This is a genomic window from Belliella baltica DSM 15883, from assembly GCF_000265405.1.
Taxonomy (GTDB): Bacteria; Bacteroidota; Bacteroidia; order Cytophagales; family Cyclobacteriaceae; genus Belliella; species Belliella baltica.
Window position 1 is genome coordinate 2843499 of the sequence record NC_018010.1, and the last position, 21116, is coordinate 2864614.

General features: G+C 34.9%; 21 protein-coding genes. 13 read left to right on the top strand and 8 right to left on the bottom strand.

Going from position 1 to position 21116, the window contains the following annotated elements; all coding sequences use genetic code 11:
* Positions 1 to 3: 3 nt before the first annotated feature.
* The 5 genes from BELBA_RS12915 (at position 4) to BELBA_RS12935 (ending at position 5729) form a co-directional block, all read left to right on the top strand.
* A complete protein-coding gene (locus tag BELBA_RS12915; protein WP_014773135.1) occupies positions 4 to 1116 on the top strand; it encodes a TlpA disulfide reductase family protein in 1113 nt (370 codons plus the stop codon).
* Positions 1117 to 1374: 258 nt separating this feature from the next.
* A complete protein-coding gene (locus BELBA_RS12920) occupies positions 1375 to 1845 on the top strand; it encodes a hypothetical protein (protein WP_014773137.1) in 471 nt (156 codons plus the stop codon).
* A gap of 26 nt (positions 1846 to 1871) precedes the next feature.
* A complete protein-coding gene (locus BELBA_RS12925) occupies positions 1872 to 2450 on the top strand; it encodes a hypothetical protein (protein WP_014773138.1) in 579 nt (192 codons plus the stop codon).
* Positions 2447 to 3286 carry a hypothetical protein gene (locus BELBA_RS12930; protein WP_014773139.1) on the top strand — a complete coding sequence of 280 codons (840 nt, stop codon included), beginning with the start codon at positions 2447 to 2449 and terminating at the stop codon, positions 3284 to 3286. The genes BELBA_RS12925 and BELBA_RS12930 overlap by 4 nt, the downstream gene beginning before the upstream one ends.
* Entirely contained in the window at positions 3273 to 5729 is a 2457-nt protein-coding gene (locus BELBA_RS12935; RefSeq protein WP_014773140.1) for a leucine-rich repeat domain-containing protein, read from the top strand. The genes BELBA_RS12930 and BELBA_RS12935 overlap by 14 nt, the downstream gene beginning before the upstream one ends.
* Positions 5730 to 5910: 181 nt before the next feature.
* Here the strand turns inward: BELBA_RS12935 and BELBA_RS12940 are convergent, their stop codons facing one another.
* The 5 genes from BELBA_RS12940 to BELBA_RS12960 all read right to left on the bottom strand — a co-directional run bounded on the left by BELBA_RS12940 (position 5911) and on the right by BELBA_RS12960 (position 9447).
* The gene (locus tag BELBA_RS12940; RefSeq protein WP_014773141.1) at positions 5911 to 6933 is read right to left on the bottom strand and encodes a hypothetical protein; all 1023 of its coding nucleotides are present in this window, start codon (positions 6931 to 6933) and stop codon (positions 5911 to 5913) included.
* Between the two features lie 10 nt (positions 6934 to 6943).
* A complete protein-coding gene (locus tag BELBA_RS12945; protein WP_014773142.1) occupies positions 6944 to 7267 on the bottom strand; it encodes a DUF3817 domain-containing protein in 324 nt (107 codons plus the stop codon).
* A 248-nt stretch (positions 7268 to 7515) separates the two neighbouring features.
* Positions 7516 to 8052 carry a hypothetical protein gene (locus BELBA_RS12950; RefSeq protein WP_014773143.1) on the bottom strand — a complete coding sequence of 179 codons (537 nt, stop codon included), beginning with the start codon at positions 8050 to 8052 and terminating at the stop codon, positions 7516 to 7518.
* A 119-nt stretch (positions 8053 to 8171) separates the two neighbouring features.
* A complete protein-coding gene (locus BELBA_RS12955) occupies positions 8172 to 8702 on the bottom strand; it encodes an acyl-CoA thioesterase (RefSeq protein WP_014773144.1) in 531 nt (176 codons plus the stop codon).
* A gap of 82 nt (positions 8703 to 8784) precedes the next feature.
* Positions 8785 to 9447, bottom strand: a complete 663-nt coding sequence (locus tag BELBA_RS12960) for a protein-L-isoaspartate(D-aspartate) O-methyltransferase (RefSeq protein ID WP_014773145.1) — start codon at positions 9445 to 9447, stop codon at positions 8785 to 8787.
* A 130-nt stretch (positions 9448 to 9577) separates the two neighbouring features.
* On the opposite strand from BELBA_RS12960, the gene BELBA_RS12965 reads away from it, so the two are divergent.
* A complete protein-coding gene (locus BELBA_RS12965; protein ID WP_014773146.1) occupies positions 9578 to 10171 on the top strand; it encodes a riboflavin synthase in 594 nt (197 codons plus the stop codon).
* Here the strand turns inward: BELBA_RS12965 and BELBA_RS12970 are convergent.
* From BELBA_RS12970 to trpF, 3 genes are read right to left on the bottom strand one after another with little or no spacing between them, the layout of a single operon-like run.
* Positions 10152 to 10724, bottom strand: coding sequence for a phosphatase PAP2 family protein (locus BELBA_RS12970; protein ID WP_014773147.1), 573 nt, complete (start codon positions 10722 to 10724; stop codon positions 10152 to 10154). The genes BELBA_RS12965 and BELBA_RS12970 overlap by 20 nt on opposite strands.
* Positions 10725 to 10736: 12 nt before the next feature.
* Entirely contained in the window at positions 10737 to 11630 is an 894-nt protein-coding gene (gene hemF / locus BELBA_RS12975; RefSeq protein ID WP_014773148.1) for an oxygen-dependent coproporphyrinogen oxidase, read from the bottom strand.
* 23 nt (positions 11631 to 11653) lie between these two features.
* The gene (gene trpF, locus BELBA_RS12980; protein ID WP_014773149.1) at positions 11654 to 12280 is read right to left on the bottom strand and encodes a phosphoribosylanthranilate isomerase; all 627 of its coding nucleotides are present in this window, start codon (positions 12278 to 12280) and stop codon (positions 11654 to 11656) included.
* Positions 12281 to 12364: 84 nt separating this feature from the next.
* Between trpF and BELBA_RS12985 the strand changes: the two genes are divergently transcribed.
* From BELBA_RS12985 to BELBA_RS13015, 7 genes are all read left to right on the top strand, one after another.
* Positions 12365 to 13051, top strand: coding sequence for a hypothetical protein (locus BELBA_RS12985; RefSeq protein ID WP_014773150.1), 687 nt, complete (start codon positions 12365 to 12367; stop codon positions 13049 to 13051).
* Entirely contained in the window at positions 13038 to 14687 is a 1650-nt protein-coding gene (locus tag BELBA_RS12990; protein WP_014773151.1) for a S8 family serine peptidase, read from the top strand. The genes BELBA_RS12985 and BELBA_RS12990 overlap by 14 nt, the downstream gene beginning before the upstream one ends.
* Before the next feature lie 52 nt (positions 14688 to 14739).
* Positions 14740 to 15393, top strand: coding sequence for a ribulose-phosphate 3-epimerase (gene rpe / locus BELBA_RS12995; RefSeq protein WP_014773152.1), 654 nt, complete (start codon positions 14740 to 14742; stop codon positions 15391 to 15393).
* A 154-nt stretch (positions 15394 to 15547) separates the two neighbouring features.
* Positions 15548 to 16060 carry a hypothetical protein gene (locus BELBA_RS13000; protein ID WP_014773153.1) on the top strand — a complete coding sequence of 171 codons (513 nt, stop codon included), beginning with the start codon at positions 15548 to 15550 and terminating at the stop codon, positions 16058 to 16060.
* Between the two features lie 97 nt (positions 16061 to 16157).
* Positions 16158 to 17144: a hypothetical protein gene (locus BELBA_RS13005; protein WP_014773154.1), complete on the top strand. Its 987-nt coding sequence runs from the start codon at positions 16158 to 16160 to the stop codon at positions 17142 to 17144.
* Between the two features lie 93 nt (positions 17145 to 17237).
* On the top strand, positions 17238 to 19775 hold the full coding sequence (gyrA, locus tag BELBA_RS13010) for a DNA gyrase subunit A (protein ID WP_014773155.1): 2538 nt from the start codon (positions 17238 to 17240) through the stop codon (positions 19773 to 19775).
* Between the two features lie 13 nt (positions 19776 to 19788).
* Complete coding sequence (locus tag BELBA_RS13015; RefSeq protein WP_014773156.1) at positions 19789 to 20997, top strand: tetratricopeptide repeat protein; 1209 nt, start codon at positions 19789 to 19791, stop codon at positions 20995 to 20997.
* The last annotated feature ends 119 nt before the right edge of the window (positions 20998 to 21116 follow it).

Sequence of the window (21116 nt, forward strand, 5' to 3'; positions counted from 1 at the left end):
ACTATGAAAATATTACAAAAGTTTTTCTTCATTTTATCTACGGCAGTTCTTTTCTCTTGTGGGGAAAGTGAGCAAGTTTTTGATGGAGAAGTAAAAGTCGCTGGAAAAATCGAAAATTTTGACTCTAATAAAGTTGTTTTGGTTCAGTTTATTGATGACAGAACAGACGTGATTGACACATTGAAATTAGGTTCAAATGGTAAATTCAATTATGACCTAACTATCGAAGCACCTGGATTTTATGAATTGATTATTGGGGATAAGAAATCCGTAAGATTAGCACTTTATGATCAAGACGTTGAGATTAATTATGATGTGAATAATGAAGATAGCTTAGTAATACTAGGTTCCAAAGATTCTCAACAGATGATTAAGGTTCAGGAATTGATGGATGATTATCAAAATAAAATCAATGAGCTAAATGATTCCTATTATGAGGCAATGACTAATAAGGATCAAGAATCTATAAAGGAAATTCAAACTAAAGCCATGAACCTAGAAGGTGATCATGCTGTCAAAGTAAAACAAGTGATAGATGAAATGGATGGAAGTTTTGCCGCCTTGGCAGCAATAGGAATGCTCAATCCTAAAAATGATTTCATTTATATTGACGAATTAGTCAGTAAGTTGAACACAAAATATCCTGACACAAAAATGATCACCACCTTGATGGCACAGCTTGAAGATATGAGGGCACTTTCGATAGGGCAGACTGCTCCAGAAATAGCCCTGCCTAACCCAGATGGTGAATTAGTAAAGCTTTCTGATTTGAGAGGCAAATATGTTTTAATAGATTTTTGGGCAGCATGGTGCAAGCCTTGTCGGGAAGAGAATCCAAATGTGGTGAGATTATACAATCTGTATAATGAAAAAGGATTTGAAGTTTTTGGCGTCTCCCTAGACCGAACAAAAGAGGCTTGGGTACAAGCTATAGCTGATGATGGGTTGACTTGGACTCAGGTTTCTGACTTGAAATATTTTAACTCTGAAGCTGCTGCTACCTATCAGATCAATGCTATACCAGCCACATATTTACTAGATCCAGAGGGCAAAATTATCGCAAAAGATCTTCGTGGCCCGAGTTTAGAAAGCAAGTTAAAAGAGCTATTTGACTAATAATTAGGCATTACCTAGAAAAAGCCATTTTTTAAATAGAAATGGCTTTTTTTATTTTGTTAAAATATATTAATTTCCTGAAAGATACGTATTTCGAAACAAAGATTTTGATATACATTTGCGGCATAATCGGAGATGAATTTATTAAAAAACTGTATTCTTATTAATTTATTTCTTATCGAAGTCTTTAATGGAATGCTTTTTGTCAAAGTAAGGTCAATTCAAGAGAAATCAAATAACAAACAATAATTCTTAAACATGAAAAAAAGAACCTTCCAATCACCCCTAACCAGAATAGCATTTATTGCCGTATTTGGCTTATTAGCTATGGGAGCTTGTAAAAGCAAAAAGAAAGTTGTAGCAGAAACTCCGCCACCAGCGCCAGTTGAGCAAGTTCAACCTGCACCAGCACCACAACCAGCTCAACCTTCTGCAGAAGAGGTTGCAGTAGGTAAGCTAGAAAATTATTTTAGCAGTATTTCAAATGCGAATAGTGTACAAACTGCAAATAGCACAATCCAAGAGGTTTTGGGAATGTTTTCAAATCAAGAAACTCCTGTTTTGATTGTTATTCATGAGGAAAGTGGTATCAAAGATTACGACGAGCCTACTACTATTGCTAAATACCTCAACTATTTAAAAGACACTAAAAAGAACCTAAACTTTATCAGCGATATTCGTTTAGATGGTTCGGGAAGAGTTTCTGAATTAGAACTTCGTCGTAAATAATCATTCTAATTGAAAAAAATATAATCATGAAAAAATATATTCCATTATTTCTATTGGTGTTTTTAGCTTCAGCGTCAATCACATTGGCACAATCTAACGACATTAGTCCAGCAAGAAAGCAAGCCATTGATTCTTTGGCACTTGAAAAGGTAAAAGATTTAAGTAAATACATCTCTATCATTGGGAGCAAAGAAACACAATTTTCTGAAGCAAACAGAGTGATGGATAGAGCTGAAGAGCTTTTTGCTCCAGATGCTGAAATGGGTGTTTCATCTATCAATAGAAAAGAAATCGCTTACTATAAAGTAAGAAGGTATTTTGAGAGGTTAATGGCTTTAAATTACGATCGCGTAAATATTACTTGGTATGACATCCACTATATCTCTGATCTTGAAAGACAGCCTGATGGACGTTATGTTGGCGTAGTAACTGTATATCAAAGATTTGAAGGTACTTCATTGGAAAGTGGCTTGAACTATAGAGATACTACCAAGAAAGATATTACCATCTATGTAGAGAAAAAACAAACTCAAATAGCTGGTAGAACGATTGAATTCTGGGACGTCATGTTAGGTGATATCCGTGTGACTGAAACTTCAGCATGAGAAAATTAACAGTTCTTGTAATTTTATTTATTACATCCATTCAGTTGGCACCGGGGCAAGGATTATACAGCCCCGGTTCGCCACAGGATGATGGAAGATTTGCCGCTTCAACCAAACAGGTAAATCAATTTTTTAGGAGGTTTAATGGAGAGGAAAGTGCTGATGGAACTCGTAGATATTACGATACTGACGAACTTTATAGAAATAGAGAGTTAAGAGGGAAATTCATCAATATCCTCTTTGACAATGAAACTTCAAGTATCCAGTCGGCCCTCAAAAATGAATTTCTTAACGACGTCTTGTCTGAGACTTTACCCAAATACATCAATTTTCATAATGGAGAATGGTTCGCGGAAGTAGAGACAACTTTTATCTTTAAGGGTAAAAAAGAGGCAGCTACGCTATTTATGAAATTACAGCCAGAAGGTCTAGGCTATGAATGGGTAGTCGATAAAGTGAGTTTCAAGCCTTTTGAAAATATCTTTAGAAAACCTAAAGGCAATGAAAAGCCCTTTTTACATCCTTTGAGCCATGAAATTGGGTTTATGAATCTCAGAAAAGCTTTTCAAGAAAATAATAAACCAGAGTCATATACACCAAAAGAATACGAACCAGATTACCTGACTGTATTCCTTTATGAAATGAAAAATGGAAATTTGAAATTTGATAATATTTCAGATGTTAAGTTTCACTTTTTTCAAATCAACAATTGGTATTTTGAATTAAACCAATTCAATAGACCAGGATTTAATACAGGTTGGTTAATTAGCAACTTGGTAAAATTAGGAACAGGTGATAAAGAAGTTATCCAGAAATACATCTATGATCAAAAATAAATATATAGCGCTTTTCTTTGTTCTTCTTTTGTTAAACTCCCTATCTGCGTTTTCACAACAAGCAATAGGCGATTATTCTAAGCAGGAAATCAAAGATCTAGGTCAAAAAGTAGAGGACCAAGTCCAATTCTTGGAGTATTTTTTCAATACAGTTGGTAGCAAAGATACCCCTGCTAGAGATAAAGATGTAATTATAAGAGAAAGTTACAAGAAGATATTTAGAGATAATAAAGTTCAAGTCGAGGACGATTTGTTGCTAGACAGGAAAGTTATAACCAACAAAGATATTACTGCTTATTTAAAAGATATTGAGTTCTTTTTTAAAGATGCAGCGTTCAAATTTAAAGTAAGAGAGGTGAAGCCATTTTTAAGAGATAATGGAGAACTTTCATTTGTCGTGACTTTGGATAGGACAATCACAGCCACAGGATTGAATCTTGAGAAAATCTCAAATACTAAAGAGAGGTTTATCGAAATAAATGTAGATAAGCAGTCCAATGAACTCAAAATAGCGAGTATCTATACGACCAAATTGAGTAGAGATGAAGAGTTACTTGAGTGGTGGGAGTCACTTTCATATACTTGGACAAGCTATTTCAAATCCAAAATTGGTTTAGCAGATCAAGATTCGGTCGAATTGAATCATCTTTATAAAATTAGCACGATTGATTCTATAGATTTTTCTGGAAATCAATATGTAATGGATCTTGAGCCTATTGAGGCATTACGTGACTTAAAATACATTGATATCAGCAATACTCAAATCAAGGAACTCAACCCGATAAGCAATGTGACCTTTTTGTCTTATCTAAACATCTCCAATACACCAACTAAAGATATTCAGTTCATTAAATATTCTGATCGTTTGACTTATTTGGATATTAGCAATACTGAGATCAATGATATTAGCGAATTGGGTAATTTGAAGCTTTTAGCTACTTTGAAAGCTGTTCAAACTCCGATCATGAGTTTTGGGGTGTTGAATTCTTTTGAATCTTTAAGAATTTTGAATCTTAAAGGAAACGGGTTTAATAATATTGCAAATATCGAGGAGTTATCTCAGTTGCGTGAATTGGATATCAGTTCAAATTATTTAATCAATTTTGAGTTATTGTCTAAACTTGAAGGGTTAGAATCTATCAATCTTCAGGAAAGTAATATAGTTGATTTATCTCCTTTGAAGGATTTACCAAATCTGAGAGTCGTTAATATCAATCAAACCGAAGTGTCTGACTTGAGCCCATTGGACAAGATTCCATCCTTGCAAAAGATTTATGCCGATCGCTCTCGGATTCAAGAATGGGCTGCGGATGAATTTACCAGAAGAAATAAGAATATTCTGCTGATTCATCATGTTGAAAATCTTCAAACTTGGTGGAATGGATTACCTCAAGCTTGGAGAGACGTTTTTGTAAAAATCAATCCAGTTTTGGATCAAGTTGAACCTTCCATTGAAGTGATTTCTTCATTGATAGGTCTTGATTCTTTAGATTTATCTGGAAGTCGCATTAGCAATCTTGGTCCAGTACTAAAATTCAAGAAGATAGTTTCACTGTACTTTGATGATACAGAGGTTGTGGACTTGTCACCTTTGGCAGATATAAAAACACTAGTGAAAATTACAGGAAGAAATACCAAGGTTAGTAGTTTAAGACCTTTAGCGAATTTGCCTAATTTAGTATCTGCAGATTTTAGAAAAAGTCAAATTACAAGTATAGCATCTTTAGATGGGTTGACTAATTTAAAATATCTTAATGTAGATCATTCTAATATTTCTAAAGAAGAGGTAGTCAAAGCAATATATGCCAACCCTGAGCTTAATATTATCTTCCGTAGTTTAGAATTAGAAAAATGGTGGGATGCTCTTGATGAGACTTGGAAGTCTATTTTTAAGAGTGAGTTTGGAGATTCAGATGAACCAAGTTTAGAAGATTTGCATGTATGGACTACAAAAACAAAACTAATAATTGAAGGGAAATCGGTTTCTAATTTCCGACATTTATCAGCTTTTATAAACTTGAGAGAGTTGTCCATCTCTGATGTGCCTGCCATGGATTTTTCTGATCTATTTAGTTTAGAACTACTTGAATATTTAAAAATAAGTAAAGCGCCAATTACAGATTTGCAAGTAATTTCTGAATTGAGAAATATTACAAAATTAGATTTATCCGATACAGGAATTGAAGATTTGAGACCTTTGAGTGTACACACACAATTGAAATCTCTGAATATATCAGGGACAAATGTTAAGAATTTGAGAGGTTTAGAATCACTCTATGAGTTAGAAGAACTAGATATTGCAAGTACAAATGTGCGTTCTTTAAAGCCTGTTCAAGGTTTAACAAACCTTAGCAAATTGAGTTGTTTCAATACAAGGATCAATAGTAGAGGGATAGATTCCTTCAAAAATCTTAATCCTGAATGTGAAGTGAGATATTATTAATATGATTATCCGCATTGAAACCAGTATGTGATTTTATCACAAATAATTTTGCGGATAACTGTCAACTTACAACAGCTAACGGTTCACAAGTCTTCAAATTTAGGATTTTCATTGGCTACTAAAGTAAAAGCGGACGTACATAATTATTTAAAAAGGCTTAGAATGAAATTTCTAAGCCTTTTTACTTTTTAAGCACCTGCTCTAAACTTTCCCTCAAAATTGCTCCCATATTCTTACAAGAAAGAAACTTCTCATTTTTGTAATGCCTTGCCAAATCATTTTTCAAAGATTCAATATTGGTTTTTGTCGATATGGTATCATGTTCCATACTTCTCAGAATATCTTCAATCTCTTTATGTGATGACTTAAGTCTATTTGCAATTAATGCACGTTCTTCTCGCTGATATTGCACCATTGACTCAGAAGTGATGTGATTTAATCCCAATTGAATCAAAGCATTGTTCTGTTTGAAATACTGAGGAAGGTAAATTGATTTTTTGCCTTCATAGGATTGCTGATCAAAGTCAATCGCTCGAATTCTATAATGTGTTTCTTCAAAATCTGGAGTCACATCGATGACAAAATTGGAAGAATGCATATCTCCGAGAAGTCGTACAAAACACCTTTCATTAAATTTGACAAATTCCTTTGCCAGTCTGATTGGATTCAGCATTTGATCATGAATGTGGAGTTTCATAAACATTTCCCCAGGAATCCCAGCAATATGCTCCTCAATCAGTGTATTGTTATGTACTAAGTAAGAGATCCTATTTGGAGAAAGTAAATGCTCGAGTTCCAAGCCATAAACCCGAGATGCATCAGCATTTTTTACATAGAAATAATCGAAATTATCATTAATTCTGTTGACTATACGAACGCGAAAAGGTTGTGTGTTTCCATAAATACACAAATCAATACGATCAACATAAAGGTGTTTCATTACTGAAATATCTCCCTCTGCTTTCAAAAGCGCATAGATTTTTTTGACATTGTAATGAATTTCTTCTCTATCAGACTCATTGAAAAAAACAGTCTCCCATAGCGTATCATTTCCCTTATAATCATAAAGAGGTACTGAAGAACTGTATCTAAGCAAGTCTTTGTAATGAATCGGAAAATCCACTTCTCTACCATATTTCATCAAGTATTTTTTCAATCCTTGACTGATAGGGTAGACGATTTTCTTTTTGCTGATCAAAGCCATAGGATAAATTTTAAGACTCGATCATTTCTTTTTCTTGAATTTTCAAATTTCGATCAAAAATAAATGGTCCAAATGGCAGAACAGAAGCAAGTAAACCAAATAAAGTTTTCGAAAAATTCCAGTCTAACTTTTTAGCTGTAGGAAAAATAACATAAATGTAGATTATAAATAATAATCCATGTGCCCAGCCTACGTATTTCACAGCAAGAGGCATATCAAAAATGTATTTCAAAGGCATAGCTATAAAAAGTAATAGCAAGAAGGACAGACCCTCAACGATACTGATTACTCTAAACCTTTTGAGCCACTTTTTCTTTGTTTCTAAAGATGCCATAATTTTTCTTATTTTTTATAATTGACTATCTGCAATAATACCGTAGGTGAAAATTTGAAATATGATCAAACAGATAATCGTCAACTACGTCACTTTACGCAAATGTAGATAGCATTTCAAAGATAGGATTTAGATTCTTTTAATTGGCTATTGATTTAATAGTTGCCACAGATAAATTTTAAACTCAAGATTCATCAAATAAATTGCTTGAATGGAAATTTAGATTTTGACAGATTTTGTTGCTTAAGTTATCTACTTACTTCAAATAATACTTGAAGTTTCGCCCAAAGTGATTTTTTCAAATCTATATTCATACTAATTGATCTGAGGTCATCTGCAAAAAGGTATTCTACACCATCTTCATTTCTGATTTCATAATTCACTTGTTTCAAATGAAAAATAGGGTGATTTAATTTCCCAAAAACAATGATTTTGTTAGGTGCTAATTCCTCGATTTTTTGAACAGTAACCTCTTCAATAGACTCGGCTGAACTCAAAGCAACATCTTTTAAAGAGCATTTGACAGCTCCTAATATATTAAATAAAAATTCTCTAAGGTCAGGTTCAAGATGACTTGCTTCATAGATTACTAAGATTCCCTTTTCGAAATTCCCTTCATAAATCAAATCAAGTTCTTCACTCAAATCATCCTCAATCTCTTCATTCAATTTTAAATGGTTATTTTGAGAAGAATGTTTTGAAACAAGATTTGACATTTCTGATTGGATGATATAGATCTCTGATTCTATAAACATGCCTAAGTCATGAAGATTTACACTTTCCATTAGGCTAAATTGCCTAAAAAATCATCAGCAAGCAACTTTTGAATTGAATGAAAATAAAAAAAGCCTTGAACCGAATTCAAGACTTTTTGAAAGTTTTATAAATTATGAAAGCAAGAATATTACTTATCTTTTTCATCCAAATTGAAAATTGACTTCAATTCAACTGCATCTTTTGGATCCATTCTTTTGGCAAGCACCAATCTCAATTGTCTCCTTCTCAATGCTCCTTCATACAATTCAATTTCATCTTCTGAAACTGGCTCTACTTCTGGAACTTCTATTGGTCTTCCTCCTTGATCTACTGCTACAAAGGTGAAAAAAGCTCTGTGCGTTGTGATTTTTTTATTTGCAGGAATATCTTCAGCAAAAACTTCAATAAAAACTTCCATGGAAGAGTTGAAGGCTCGGGTTACTTGTGCTTTTAAGGTAACCACATTTCCTAATGCAATAGGATGCTTGAAAGAAATACTATCTGCTGATGCTGTCACCACGATTCTGTTGGAGTGTCTTTGTGCTGAGATCGCTGCCACCACATCCATCCAGTGCATCAGTTTCCCTCCCATGAGGTTGTTCAAGGTATTGGTGTCATTTGGTAAGACCATTTCGGTCATGATTACCTCAGATTGTTTTGCTAATTTCTTTCTGGTCATAAAAATTATATTTTTTACAAAAATACAGAATATATTTCCTTATATGAAATATTATAACGGTCAATTCAATACAATGTTTTGATTATTGTGATTTCCAGCCTTCCTCTCCGAGTAAGGGGACAAAGGCAAAATTATCGTGCTCCTCCTGAATGATTTTCTTCTCTGTTTTCTTCGTCAGTTTCATCATTTTCTGAGTTTTACGATCTCCAACTGGAATCACCAAAATCCCTCCAACTTTCAGTTGCTTCAGTAGTGAAGTAGGAACTATTGGTGCACCAGCGGTGACAATTATTTTGTCAAAAGGCGCTTGGGTAGGTATTCCTTGGGAACCGTCACCAAAATAAAAGTGAACTGAAATCCCCAATTTGGAAAGAAACTTCTTTGTCTTATCAAAGAGCTTTTTTTGATATTCAATGCTATGCACTTCTGCTCCCAAGAGGTAAAGAATGGCCGCCTGATAGCCCGATCCAGTTCCAATTTCCAAGACTTTATCTCTAGGCTTGACCTCTAATAATTCAGATTGAAAAGCCACTGTGTAGGGTTGAGAGATGGTTTGACCTTCTCCGATGGGAAATGCTTTGTCTTCATAAGCATGTGAGTCTAATGCTGTATCAAAGAAAAAATGTCTGGGAAGTGTATTGATAGCCTTTAGTACATTGGAGTCTTTGATTCCTTTTTTTTCTAACAATTTCACTAAGGCATTTCGCTGACCTTTATGTCTATATGTATCCTCAAGTTTGAGCATGGATATAAATGAAGAATTTTAAGAAACTTTGTATGTGACTGCTAAGTTAAGATTTATAATGTCTTAATTTGAACCAAAATCGAAGAGAACTTACTTTCGATTGAATATTAGAAGTTTAATTTTAGAAACCATGTTTACCGGAATTATAGAAACTTTAGGGACCATCAGCAAAATCGAAAAAGAAGGCACAAACTTCCATTTTGATATTGAATCACCCATCACTTCTGAGTTAAAAATTGACCAATCTGTGGCACATAATGGTGTTTGCCTTACAGTTGTAGCGATCAATGGAGCAATTTATCGTGTAACAGCCATAGATGAAACACTTAGGAAAACGAGTTTGAAAAATTGGAAAGTAGGGAAAAAGGTCAATATAGAAAGATGTATGCCTGCAAATGGGAGATTTGATGGACATATCGTTCAAGGACATGTGGATCAAGTTGGTAGGGTAGAGGCGATCTCGGAACAAGATGGATCTTGGATTTTTGATTTTTCTTTTGATTCCAATTCAGGAAATGTCACGGTAGAAAAAGGTTCAATTACCGTAAATGGAACAAGTTTGACCTGTTTCAACTCAAAAAATGGAAGATTCTCGGTAGCCATTATTCCTTATACTTATGAGTTCACCAACTTCCACCAACTCAAAGTTGGAGATGAAGTGAATTTAGAATTTGATGTCATTGGAAAATATATACAGAGGATTATTAGAGGGTATTCTGAGTAATCTTTTTGTTTAAAAATACGCTGATCTCAAAAGCTAAAAAGCCGGAAAGAATTCCTATGAATCCTCCAACAATCACATCAGCCGGATAATGAACGCCAAGGTAAATTCTTGTGTATGAGAATAAAATTGCCCATAAGAATAGCCATCTGACAGCTTTAAAGCGATCTGAAAGGGTCAAGGTAATGATTGTTGCAATACCAAAACTATTGGAAGCGTGGGAAGAGGCGAATCCGTATAAACCGCCACATTTTCCATAATTGTGGACGATTCCTTCCCACATAGGATCGTGGCAAGGTCGAAGTCTTTGGAAGAATGGTTTCATAAATCCAGAAGTAAATTGATCAGCAAATAGAATGGTCAGTCCAATGCTGATAAACACCCACCAACAATTTTTCCCGAACTTCTTTACGACTAAAATAGAAAGGAAAATATATAAAGGTATCCAAGGCCAAGTTTGGGTGAGTTGGAAAATGATCGGATCCAAAAAATCTGAATGATAGCTATTCAAAAACTGGAAAAGCTGTTCATCTACTGATTTGAAATAATCTATCATTCCTTCAATTAATTAAACCCAGTTTATCCCTTTTTTCAGCAAAGAGAGTGTTTTTTCTTCTTCTGAACCTTCTTTAACCTGGTGCATATATTCCCAGTTTGCCTGAGGTGGCATACTCATCAGGATACTTTCTGTTCTTCCATTGGTGTCAAGCCCAAACTTAGTTCCCGCATCCCAAACCAAATTGAATTCCACATAACGACCTCTTCTCAGAGCTTGCCAGCTTTTTTCATTTTCACCATAAGGGAGTTTATGATTTTTATTCATAAAATGGGTGTACACCTTTGGGAAAAGGTATCCGATGGATTTCGCAAATTCGAAAATCTGATTTTGCTCTTTTTCATTATCAGAACTGAGTCTATCAAAGAAAATACCCCCTACACCACGTGTTTCATTTCGGTGTTTGATATAGAAGTAGTCATCTGCCCAATTCTTGAATTTCGGATAATATTCCGGATTGAATTGATCGCAGGTTTCTTTGACAGCTTGATGAAAGAATTGAGCATCGTTCTCATCAACATAATGAGGGGTCAGATCAATACCACCACCAAACCAATTGATGCCATTGCTCATCTCGAAATACCGGATATTCATGTGGATGATTGGGACCATCGGACTTTCAGGGTGAATCACGATGGAAACTCCTGTAGCGAAAAAGTCTGCTTTTTCAAGATTTAGCTTCTTTAAGATTTTTTCTGGTGTAGGTCCTTCAACTGCAGAAAATGCCACTCCACCTTTTTCGATGATATTACCATTTCCGATTATTCTTGTTCTCCCACCACCACCTTCAGCACGGTTCCATTTGTCCTCTTTGAATTTTGCTTTCCCATCTGCCAATTCCAATTCTTTGCAGATATGGTCTTGAATGGCCATGAAATCTTGGGAAACCTGCTTTTTGTCCAACATAAAAATGTCTGTATATTTTTAAATTAATTATCTATTTCCAATGCCTCCAAAATATCAGCTAATTCATCAAAATCTTTCAACCCTGGCTTAATCTCATCACCGCCTTGAAGCGATATTCCTCTAATCTTTGTCTTTTCAATTATATTTTCAATCGAATTTGCTTCCAAACCAAAGCCCAATAATACCTGGCATTTTTCAGATAAAGCTTTGATTTTTTCTAGAATTGAGTCATCTAAATGAAGCGTCTCACTTACCAAGTGAAGGGTGACATCATGATCCGAATAGGATTGAGATTTTGTTATTAAATCTTCCAAATCGTCAACATCTTTGATGTTTTGCTTGAGGATTAAACCATAACTTGAATTGACAAGCATTTTCAAATGAATTTCTTCTTGAATTTCTATGTATTTGATGTCAGGATAGCTTTTAAGTGTTTCTAAAATCGAATCGGGATGAGAATTTTCAAATTCCCCAACATACTCCAAACCCGAGAGCCAGCTCGTTATCTCTCCAAATTTTTCAGGAGAAATATAATTAGGTTGATTTTCTTCTAAGTTGAAGCCCATCAAGTTAACATACATTCCAGCACAGTATCTGGCATCACTTAGGTTGTTGATAGCACTTATTTTTACGAAAGTTTTGAGAGACATTTTAGATATTATTGTTTTTCTGCACGCTAAGGTAAAAGATTTCGATCGAAAAATGTATTTTTAGCATGTTGTTAGAAGAGTCATATGTACAGAATTAATTTAATTCCCCTTTTACTTATTCTTTGTGCCCTTTGGTCTTGCCAAGAAGTGGATGATCAGAACACAGATTTTGGATTTGATTATCAACCATTAGAAGTTGGACTTTTTTGGGAATATGAAGTTGAACAGACCATATATTTTGGAGAAAATGACTCGGAAACAAATAATTTTTATTTCCGTGACAAAGTTGATTATAGTTATTTAAGTGAGGAAGGAATCACAGTTTATGTCATGTTAAGAGAACGCTCAGCAAACCGCTCAAATTGGATAGGTGTTGGGAACTATGCTTTATTTGTAAGAAATAATGCTTTGGTCAGAATGCAAGATAATGAAAGGGTAGTTTCCCTTTCTTTTCCTCCAAAGATGAACAAGTCTTGGGACAGTAAAATTTATTCATCAAATGAATCTGATGAATTCACTATTGACTTATTGGGAGGTTATGAATTGAGATCGATAAACTATAATCAAGCTGTCAGGGTTCTACAAGAGATGGATGACGACGAGATTACTTTCCGTGATAACAGATACGAGGTTTTCGTAAAAGGTATAGGGATGATTGAGCAATTTTCTGAAGTGCTAACTTATTGTTCTCGAAATGACTGTTTGGGTCAGCAACTTGTAGATTCTGGTGAAAAATTGCATTTAAAAATCATCAATTATGGGAAGATTTAAGTTTTTTGCTGTTTTTGGTTTTGTGTTTTTTGTAGGTTTTGCCTCAGCGCAAAACAAATATGCAGTACATTATAAATATAAACCACAAGAGAACTTCTCCTTAGAAAGTCCAACTGAATTTTTGACTGAAAAATCAATACAAAGAAGAGCGAGTCAGGGAATTGCATTGGATAGTCTAGATTTGCCAGTTTCAGAAAAATACATTTCAATCATCAAAGAAAATGTCCAAAACGTTATTTATAACAGTAATTGGATGAATGCATCTTTGGTTGAGGCGACAGAAGAACAATTGGCGACAATTGGAAATTTAGATTTTGTTGAAAAGGTTGTTTTGGTTTATGTTTCACAATCTGCAGGAGGACGATTTTTGAGAAAAATAAAGAAAAGCAATCTGAATAGTATCAACTTTAAATTTGGATTTAGGAAGTCTCAAGTAGAAGATTATGAATTTCAAAATTCCCTTTTAGGGATCCCAGAGATGCATGAAGAAGGGTTTAAAGGAGAAGGTGTTACGATTGCTGTTTTTGATGCGGGATTTCCGGGAGTAGATCAAGTTGAAGGTTTTTCACATTTGATAGCAAGAAATCAAATTATCGGAACAAAAGACTTTGTGGACCTTAGTAATCCTAATGTCTATTCAAAAAACCAACATGGGACAAATGTACTCTCTTTGATTGCTGCTAACTCACCTGAATTACTTGTTTCTGGTGCTCCTGATGCCAATTATATTCTCTGTATTACCGAAGATGTTTTTTCAGAATTCAGAATTGAAGAGTACAATTGGGTGAGGGCAGCTGAATATGCGGATAGTTTGGGTGTAGATATTATCAATTCCTCTTTAGGTTATCTTGACTTTGATGATCCTAATATGGATTATACTTTTGAAGATTTAGATGGTACTACTGCCATCATTTCACAAGGAGCAGATATAGCTGGCAAAAAAGGGATTTTGATTGTAACGAGTGCAGGGAATTATGGTCCTAGACCTTTTTCGATTACAGCTCCTGCGGATGCAAATGGGATATTAGCTATTGGCGGTGTTGATAGAGAATCTAAATGGTGGAGCAGAAGTTCACAAGGTCCAACCTCAGATGAGAGAATTAAGCCTGAATTATCAACCCTTGGAACTGGAGTGACTTTAATTACCCAAACAGGAAGTTTAAATAATAATGGAAGTGGCACATCCTTCTCAGCTCCTCAGATTGCGGCTTTGGCAGCTGGATTATGGCAAGCAAAGCCAGAGTTGACAAAGGATGAATTAATTGAACTGTTAAAACAGAGTGGATCTCAATCGGAAGATCCGGATAATTTATTAGGATATGGAATTCCGAATTTCAGTAGAGCTTATTTCGGAGAGGTTTTAAATGTAGAAAATCCACAAAGCGAAAATTTTTCTTGGAGAATATATCCAAACCCGAACGATGGAAGAATTCTTTATGCGGATTTTGGTCAAGAACTTCTGGGAAAAATCAGAGTTTATCAGTCGAATGGGAATTTAATTTTTGAACAAGACTTAACGAGACCTTCCAATAATATTGCTTTTGAAGTAGATATTTCTCAATTGAAAAGTGGATTGTATATTGTAGAAATGCAGTCAGGAAGAGAAATAAGAAGGACAAAATTAATAAAAAGGTAGGGGGCTAAAATCTTTTTTATTTCCTTTGCAGCTTATAAACCCTACTAAAAATATGTCAGTAAAAATAGCTCCTTCGATACTTGCATCAGATTTCGCTAATCTTCAGAAAGAAATAGAAATGCTCAATGCTTCTGAAGCAGATTATATCCATGTAGATATCATGGACGGTGTTTTTGTTCCGAATATTTCATTTGGTATTCCTGTTACAGAAGCAGTCAATAAGCACGCGAAAAAGCCTTTGGATGTTCACTTGATGATCGTCAATCCTGATCAGTACTTAGAAGCTTTCAAAAATGCTGGGGCAGAAATCATATCAGTACATTATGAAGCTTGCGATCATTTGCATAGGACTTTGCAAGGGATCAAGCAGCTAGGCTGTAAAGCAGGTGTTGCTATAAATCCTCATACATCTGTGGAACTGTTGAAGGATGTTATTAAGGATATAGATTTGGTATGTATCATGTCAGTAAACCCTGGATTTGGTGGACAAAAATTCATTGAAAATACTTACAAAAAAGTTAAGAGACTTAAAGAAATTATCATCGAAAGTGGTGCACAAACAGAGATTGAAATTGATGGCGGAGTGAATCAAAAAAATGCAGGGATGCTGAGGGAGGCTGGAGCTGACGTTTTAGTTGCAGGTAGCTTTGTTTTTTCTTCCGAAGACCCAATTGCAACCATAAAAGAATTAAAAAAGATTCAGTAAATTAATTTTGATAAAACTCCTTCAATCTATAATATTTGCCTTTTAACAATTTTTAAGGCACAGAAATTGGACAATTCTTTGTAATAACGGGCTGAAAACATTTTATTAGAGGTTCGTTTTTGAATAAAAAAGTTAAATTAAATCAATTATCATGATGAAAAGAGTATTTGTATTAGCCTTCTTATTGTTAGGTTTAATGAGTGTTCAAGTGAACGCTCAGGAGGTGTCAGAAGAAGTGACTGAAGAAGAAATGATGAAATTTGCCGCAATGGAAGCAAATTTCCTGGAATTCATGGCAGGCAAACAAGCTGAGGTAGAAGAGATGATCAAGACGAATGAAATCATCGGAGAAGGAGGCGCAAGATACAATGAGATTAAGGCTGCATGGGGAAATGAAGAGAAGTTAGCTGAAATTGAAATTACCGAAGAAGAAACAGCGGAATATCAAAGAATCCAAGATTTTATCGCATCATTGGGAGATGTAGCGAGGGAATATAAAACTGATTTGATCATGGACGCTGAAGTATTAGGAGCAGCCACTTACAATAAAGTAAATAAAGCAATGAAGGAAAATCCTGAGGTTAAAGCTAAAGTAGATAGCCTGATTGCGGAAATGAAAGAAAAAGATGCTGAAGAAGATGGTGATACAGTCACAGACAGTTTATAATAGCTGAAAGAATTATTTTGAGAAAGGTCTTCAATTTGAAGGCCTTTTTATTTTTATTAGAAGTATTATTTTTAATTTGGGTTTCGTTAATGATAATATGAAATACAGTCGAGTTTTACTTCCCCTTATTTTAGTCTCCTTAATTTCAAGTGAGATTTTAGCTCAAGAAGATATTTTTGGAATAGATACCAAAGCTAAGAGAGGTCGGATGAGTGAAAATAATATAGGTAATTTTTTCCGACAAGCTATTAGCAATTTTAGTTTTGAGCTATCCGCCGGTGGAAATTATATTCAAAATGATTTGAATTTTCTTTCCAGCTTGCCAAGTGAATATCCAATTTCACAATACAGAAATTTAGAAAATCCAAGAGAGCTATCTGGCAACGACACTATCAGTTTTAAAGGAAATGGCTTTGGCGTTCCTGTGAACTTAGGCGTTAGACTGAATCTTTTCAATCTCTTGGTAGTTGGTGGTGGCTATGGAAGAGAAATGGGAAGTATGAATGCTTTGAAAGGTTCAGATTATCAATTTGAATTTGAAAACAGTGCATATACTTTTGATAAACTCTATGGTACTGTTGGTCTTGTTTTGTATGATGCAAATAGGAGAAGGAGTTTTTTAAAATGGAGATATAGAAAATTTGCTACTCAAAATGTATATATGCAATCAGAAAAAACACAAAGGATGAGACAAAACTATCCTTGGAGATTTATTTTGGAAGGTGAATATGGAAATATTTTAGTAAGAAAATCAACCTCTCCTAACTTTGTTATTAATGATTCGCCTTATTATGGATTAGCGCTTAGAGTAGAGCGTGAATTTTCAGAATACGCAAGATTTTTTGTTAAAACAGGAATAGAAATGAGAGATTTCTCCTATCAGACACAAAATATTGAAGAATTTCAGAATATTAAACAAACCCTTTTGGGAGCTCAAGTTGGGCTTTCTATCAGTATTCCGGGTACAAAAAGATGTAAGGTTGAAGGTTGTGGCGTGGTTATGAAGCACTTACATAATGGAGTTGAATATAGAGGAAGTTCTATTTTCAATTTACAAAACCGAAGAGTGGGTCAATGGTATTAAAACTAATTCAAATTCACTCTTTCTGAGTGTAAAATCATATTTCAAAACCGTTTTCTTTTTATTATCTTGCAAGCTTATTGAGAATAGATAAATATGGCTCAAGGAGAAAAAGAGAATATCATACCGATTAACATTGAAGACGAAATGCGTGGAGCCTACATCGATTATTCGATGTCGGTTATTGTTTCCAGAGCACTTCCAGATGTCCGAGACGGACTCAAGCCTGTTCACAGAAGAATCCTCTTCGGAATGCAAGAATTGGGCGTACTACACAACAAATCCTTTAAAAAATCAGCTAGAATTGTTGGGGAAGTACTGGGTAAGTACCATCCTCACGGTGATTCAGCAGTATATGAAACGATGGTTCGTATGGCTCAGCCATGGTCCTTAAGATATCCTTTGGTGGATGGTCAAGGCAACTTTGGTTCTGTGGATGGAGATAATCCAGCTGCAATGCGTTATACAGAAGCCAGGCTCAAAAGAATTGCTGAGGAATTGTTGATTGATATCAATAAAGAGACTGTTGATTTCCAGTTGAACTTTGATGACTCTTTGAAGGAGCCAGTGGTACTTCCAGCAAAAATTCCGGCATTATTACTCAATGGAGCGTCTGGGATTGCGGTAGGTATGGCTACCAATATGGCTCCGCACAATTTAGGAGAAATCGTAGATGGCATCACTGCTTACATTGATAACAAAGACATTACGATTCAAGAATTGATGGAGCACATTATTGCTCCAGATTTCCCAACGGGTGGGACTATTTATGGCTATAATGGTGTAAAAGCAGCTTTTGAAACTGGAAGAGGACGAATTATCGTTCGTGGTAAGGCAAACATTGAAACCAAAGACAATGGAAGAGAGATGATTATCATCACTGAGATTCCATACTTGGTCAATAAGGCCAACATGATTGAGAAAACAGCTCAATTAATCACAGAGAAAAAAATAGATGGTATTTCTGCTATTAGAGATGAATCTGATAGACAAGGGATGCGAATTGTTTATGAATTGAAAAGAGATGCCATATCCAATGTGGTATTAAATAATCTTTATAAGCAAACACAGTTAATGACTTCTTTTTCAGTGAATAATGTTGCCCTTGTGAAAGGTAGACCTTATACGCTGAATTTGAAAGATATGATTGTTCATTACGTCAATCACCGCCACGAAGTGGTCGTGAGACGTACTGAATATGAATTAAGAGAAGCAGAAAAAAGAGCTCATATCTTATTGGGTTATTTGATCGCTTTAGATAATATCGATGAAGTAATTGCTTTGATAAGAGGTTCAAGAGATCCTGAAACTGCTAGAAATGGCTTGATGGAACGTTTTGAATTGAGTGAAATTCAAGCAAGAGCTATCCTAGATATGAGACTTCAGCGTCTTACAGGCATGGAGCGTGAAAAGATTCAAGAAGAGTATGATCAAATCATGACTTTGATTGAAGAATTAAAAGAAATTCTTGCCAACGAAGACAAAAGAATGCAAATCATCAAAGACGAGCTTGCTGAAATGAAGCAAAGATACGCTGATGATAGAAGAACTGATATTGAGCACAATGCTGAGGATTTCAGTTATGAAGATATGATTCCAAATGAAGAAGTAGTAATTACCGTGTCGCATGAGGGATATATCAAAAGAACTGCATTATCAGAATATAGGACGCAAAGTAGAGGAGGTGTAGGTTCAAGAGGAGCCACAACAAAAGATGACGATTGGACAGAATATTTGTTCACGGCATCCACACATAATTATCTCTTAATCTTTACAGATCTTGGTAAATTATTTTGGTTGAAAACCTATGCCATTCCAGAAGGTTCCAAAGCTTCTAAAGGAAGGCCAATTCAGAATCTGATCAATATCACTTCTGAAGATAGCATTAGATCCATTATTCAAGTTGAAGATTTAAGCAACGAAGATTATATCAATAATAACTTCTTGGTGATGGTGACCAAAAAGGGAATCATCAAAAAGACCACGCTTGAACAATATTCAAGACCACGAACTAATGGGATTATAGCCTTAAACATCAGAGATGAAGATCAATTGATGCAAGTGGAAATGACTAATGGAAATTCGCACATTATCATTGCTGCACAATCTGGTCGGGCGATTCATTTCCACGAATCCACTGTAAGACCTATGGGCCGAACAGCTACAGGTGTCAAAGCTATAAAGTTAAGTAATGTTAACGACACAGTGATTGGCATGGTATGTGCCTCTAGAGAAGATGCAAGTCTTCTTGTAGTTTCTGAAAAAGGATATGGCAAAAGGTCACCTCTTGATGAGTATAGAATTACAAATAGAGGAGGAAAAGGAGTGAAGGCCATGAATGTAACTGAGAAAACAGGTTATTTGGTGGCTATCAAAGAAGTAGTTGATACCGATGATTTGATGATTATCAATAAATCCGGAATTACAATCCGAACTCCTGTTTCAAATCTCCGAGTGATGGGAAGAGCTACACAAGGAGTCAGATTGATCAAACTTGGAGAAAACGACGAAATCTCGTCTGTTGAAAAAATCAGAAGAGAAGAAGAGTCTGAAGAAGATACAGAAATTACCCAAAACCCACAGGGAGAAAACCCTGATTCAGAAAACAATATAACCGAAGATCCAAACAATTAGAAAAAAGAACAAAATGAAAAAGTTAATCTTATCATTAGCCTTAGTAGGTTTTGTCACCGTAAGTTTCGCACAGAAAAAAGTGGTGAAATCTGCTGAAAGAAACTTTAAAAAAGGAGAACTGACAACTGCATTGACTGAGGTTGAAAGTGCATTGCAAGATCCCGAGACAAAAGATGATCCAGAAACTCATTTACTCAAAGGAAAAATCCAAACAAAAATCTACGATTCAGCTGATGAAACTGAAATGTCAACAGTTGAATTAGGAAAAGATGCCTATTCTGTTTTTCAGAAAACCATGGAAATGGTAGGAAATGACAAGGAAAGTAAAGTTGGTAAAGAGGTTTTTGAAGATGATCTTGCAGGAATGCCAGAAAATTTGAGACCTTATAGCATGGAAACATTAAAAAATTCGACTTTCCAAAAAGCTATAGCCACTTACGAAGCAGATAATCTTGAGATGGCTTATGAGTACTTTGGTCTAGCTAGTGAAATCAGCCCTACTGATACTACAATGAACTTTAATGCTGGCTATCTTGCATTTCAATTGGATAAAACAGATGAGGCAAAAGTATATTTAAATCGCTTGTTAGAAATTGAAGATTATGATAAGTTAAATGCTTATTATTTCCTAATTCAGATTGCAAGTGGAGCAGATAAAGATCCTGAGGAAGCTTATAGACTCGTTACAGAAGCTAGAAAAATTGATCCAAACGACAAGACACTTGCTGAGTTTGAAATTCAACTTTTATTACAATTGGATAAATTGGACGAAGCAATGAAATCTGTTGTTGCAGCTTTGGAAAACGACCCGGAAAACACAGGCCTTCTTTTAAGATACGGCTATTTATTAGAACAATCTGGGGATATGGAAGGTGCATTAGCTCAGTATGAAAAGTCTGTACAAGTTGATCCAGATTTCTATGAAGGAAATAACTACGCCGGGGCAATCTACATTGAAAAGGCAAGAGTAATCTTGAATGAAGTCGGTTCACTTTCTGATGAAGAATGGGAAAAAAGAGCTGATTCAATGAATAAGGAGGCAGAAGAGTATTATGTAAAAGCAATACCTTATTTCACTAAAGCTGTAGAAATAAAGCCTGAAGCAACTAATATTTTAGAAATTCTCTTCCAAATTCATACAAAATTAGAAAACGAGCAAGAGGCAGAGAAATATAATCAAAAATTGATCGAGCTACTCGGTGAAAATTGGATGGAAGGTTAATTTTTCCACCATAATCAAAAAAAAAAAAGCTGCCTTTTAGGTGGCTTTTTTTATGATTTTTTGTTTTTCTTGACCATTCATCATATATGTTAACATCATGAAAAACCCTTTGATAAAAA

Bases quoted from the DNA above. Each gene is read 5' to 3' on its own strand.
- BELBA_RS12915 (WP_014773135.1), top strand. From the start codon at position 4: ATGAAAATATTACAAAAGTTTTTCTTCATTTTATCTACGGCAGTTCTT.
- BELBA_RS12920 (WP_014773137.1), top strand. From the start codon at position 1,375: ATGAAAAAAAGAACCTTCCAATCACCCCTAACCAGAATAGCATTTATT.
- BELBA_RS12925 (WP_014773138.1), top strand. From the start codon at position 1,872: ATGAAAAAATATATTCCATTATTTCTATTGGTGTTTTTAGCTTCAGCG.
- BELBA_RS12930 (WP_014773139.1), top strand. From the start codon at position 2,447: ATGAGAAAATTAACAGTTCTTGTAATTTTATTTATTACATCCATTCAG.
- BELBA_RS12935 (WP_014773140.1), top strand. From the start codon at position 3,273: ATGATCAAAAATAAATATATAGCGCTTTTCTTTGTTCTTCTTTTGTTA.
- BELBA_RS12940 (WP_014773141.1), bottom strand. From the start codon at position 6,933: ATGGCTTTGATCAGCAAAAAGAAAATCGTCTACCCTATCAGTCAAGGA.
- BELBA_RS12945 (WP_014773142.1), bottom strand. From the start codon at position 7,267: ATGGCATCTTTAGAAACAAAGAAAAAGTGGCTCAAAAGGTTTAGAGTA.
- BELBA_RS12950 (WP_014773143.1), bottom strand. From the start codon at position 8,052: ATGGAAAGTGTAAATCTTCATGACTTAGGCATGTTTATAGAATCAGAG.
- BELBA_RS12955 (WP_014773144.1), bottom strand. From the start codon at position 8,702: ATGACCAGAAAGAAATTAGCAAAACAATCTGAGGTAATCATGACCGAA.
- BELBA_RS12960 (WP_014773145.1), bottom strand. From the start codon at position 9,447: ATGCTCAAACTTGAGGATACATATAGACATAAAGGTCAGCGAAATGCC.
- BELBA_RS12965 (WP_014773146.1), top strand. From the start codon at position 9,578: ATGTTTACCGGAATTATAGAAACTTTAGGGACCATCAGCAAAATCGAA.
- BELBA_RS12970 (WP_014773147.1), bottom strand. From the start codon at position 10,724: ATGATAGATTATTTCAAATCAGTAGATGAACAGCTTTTCCAGTTTTTG.
- hemF (WP_014773148.1), bottom strand. From the start codon at position 11,630: ATGTTGGACAAAAAGCAGGTTTCCCAAGATTTCATGGCCATTCAAGAC.
- trpF (WP_014773149.1), bottom strand. From the start codon at position 12,280: ATGTCTCTCAAAACTTTCGTAAAAATAAGTGCTATCAACAACCTAAGT.
- BELBA_RS12985 (WP_014773150.1), top strand. From the start codon at position 12,365: ATGTACAGAATTAATTTAATTCCCCTTTTACTTATTCTTTGTGCCCTT.
- BELBA_RS12990 (WP_014773151.1), top strand. From the start codon at position 13,038: ATGGGAAGATTTAAGTTTTTTGCTGTTTTTGGTTTTGTGTTTTTTGTA.
- rpe (WP_014773152.1), top strand. From the start codon at position 14,740: ATGTCAGTAAAAATAGCTCCTTCGATACTTGCATCAGATTTCGCTAAT.
- BELBA_RS13000 (WP_014773153.1), top strand. From the start codon at position 15,548: ATGAAAAGAGTATTTGTATTAGCCTTCTTATTGTTAGGTTTAATGAGT.
- BELBA_RS13005 (WP_014773154.1), top strand. From the start codon at position 16,158: ATGAAATACAGTCGAGTTTTACTTCCCCTTATTTTAGTCTCCTTAATT.
- gyrA (WP_014773155.1), top strand. From the start codon at position 17,238: ATGGCTCAAGGAGAAAAAGAGAATATCATACCGATTAACATTGAAGAC.
- BELBA_RS13015 (WP_014773156.1), top strand. From the start codon at position 19,789: ATGAAAAAGTTAATCTTATCATTAGCCTTAGTAGGTTTTGTCACCGTA.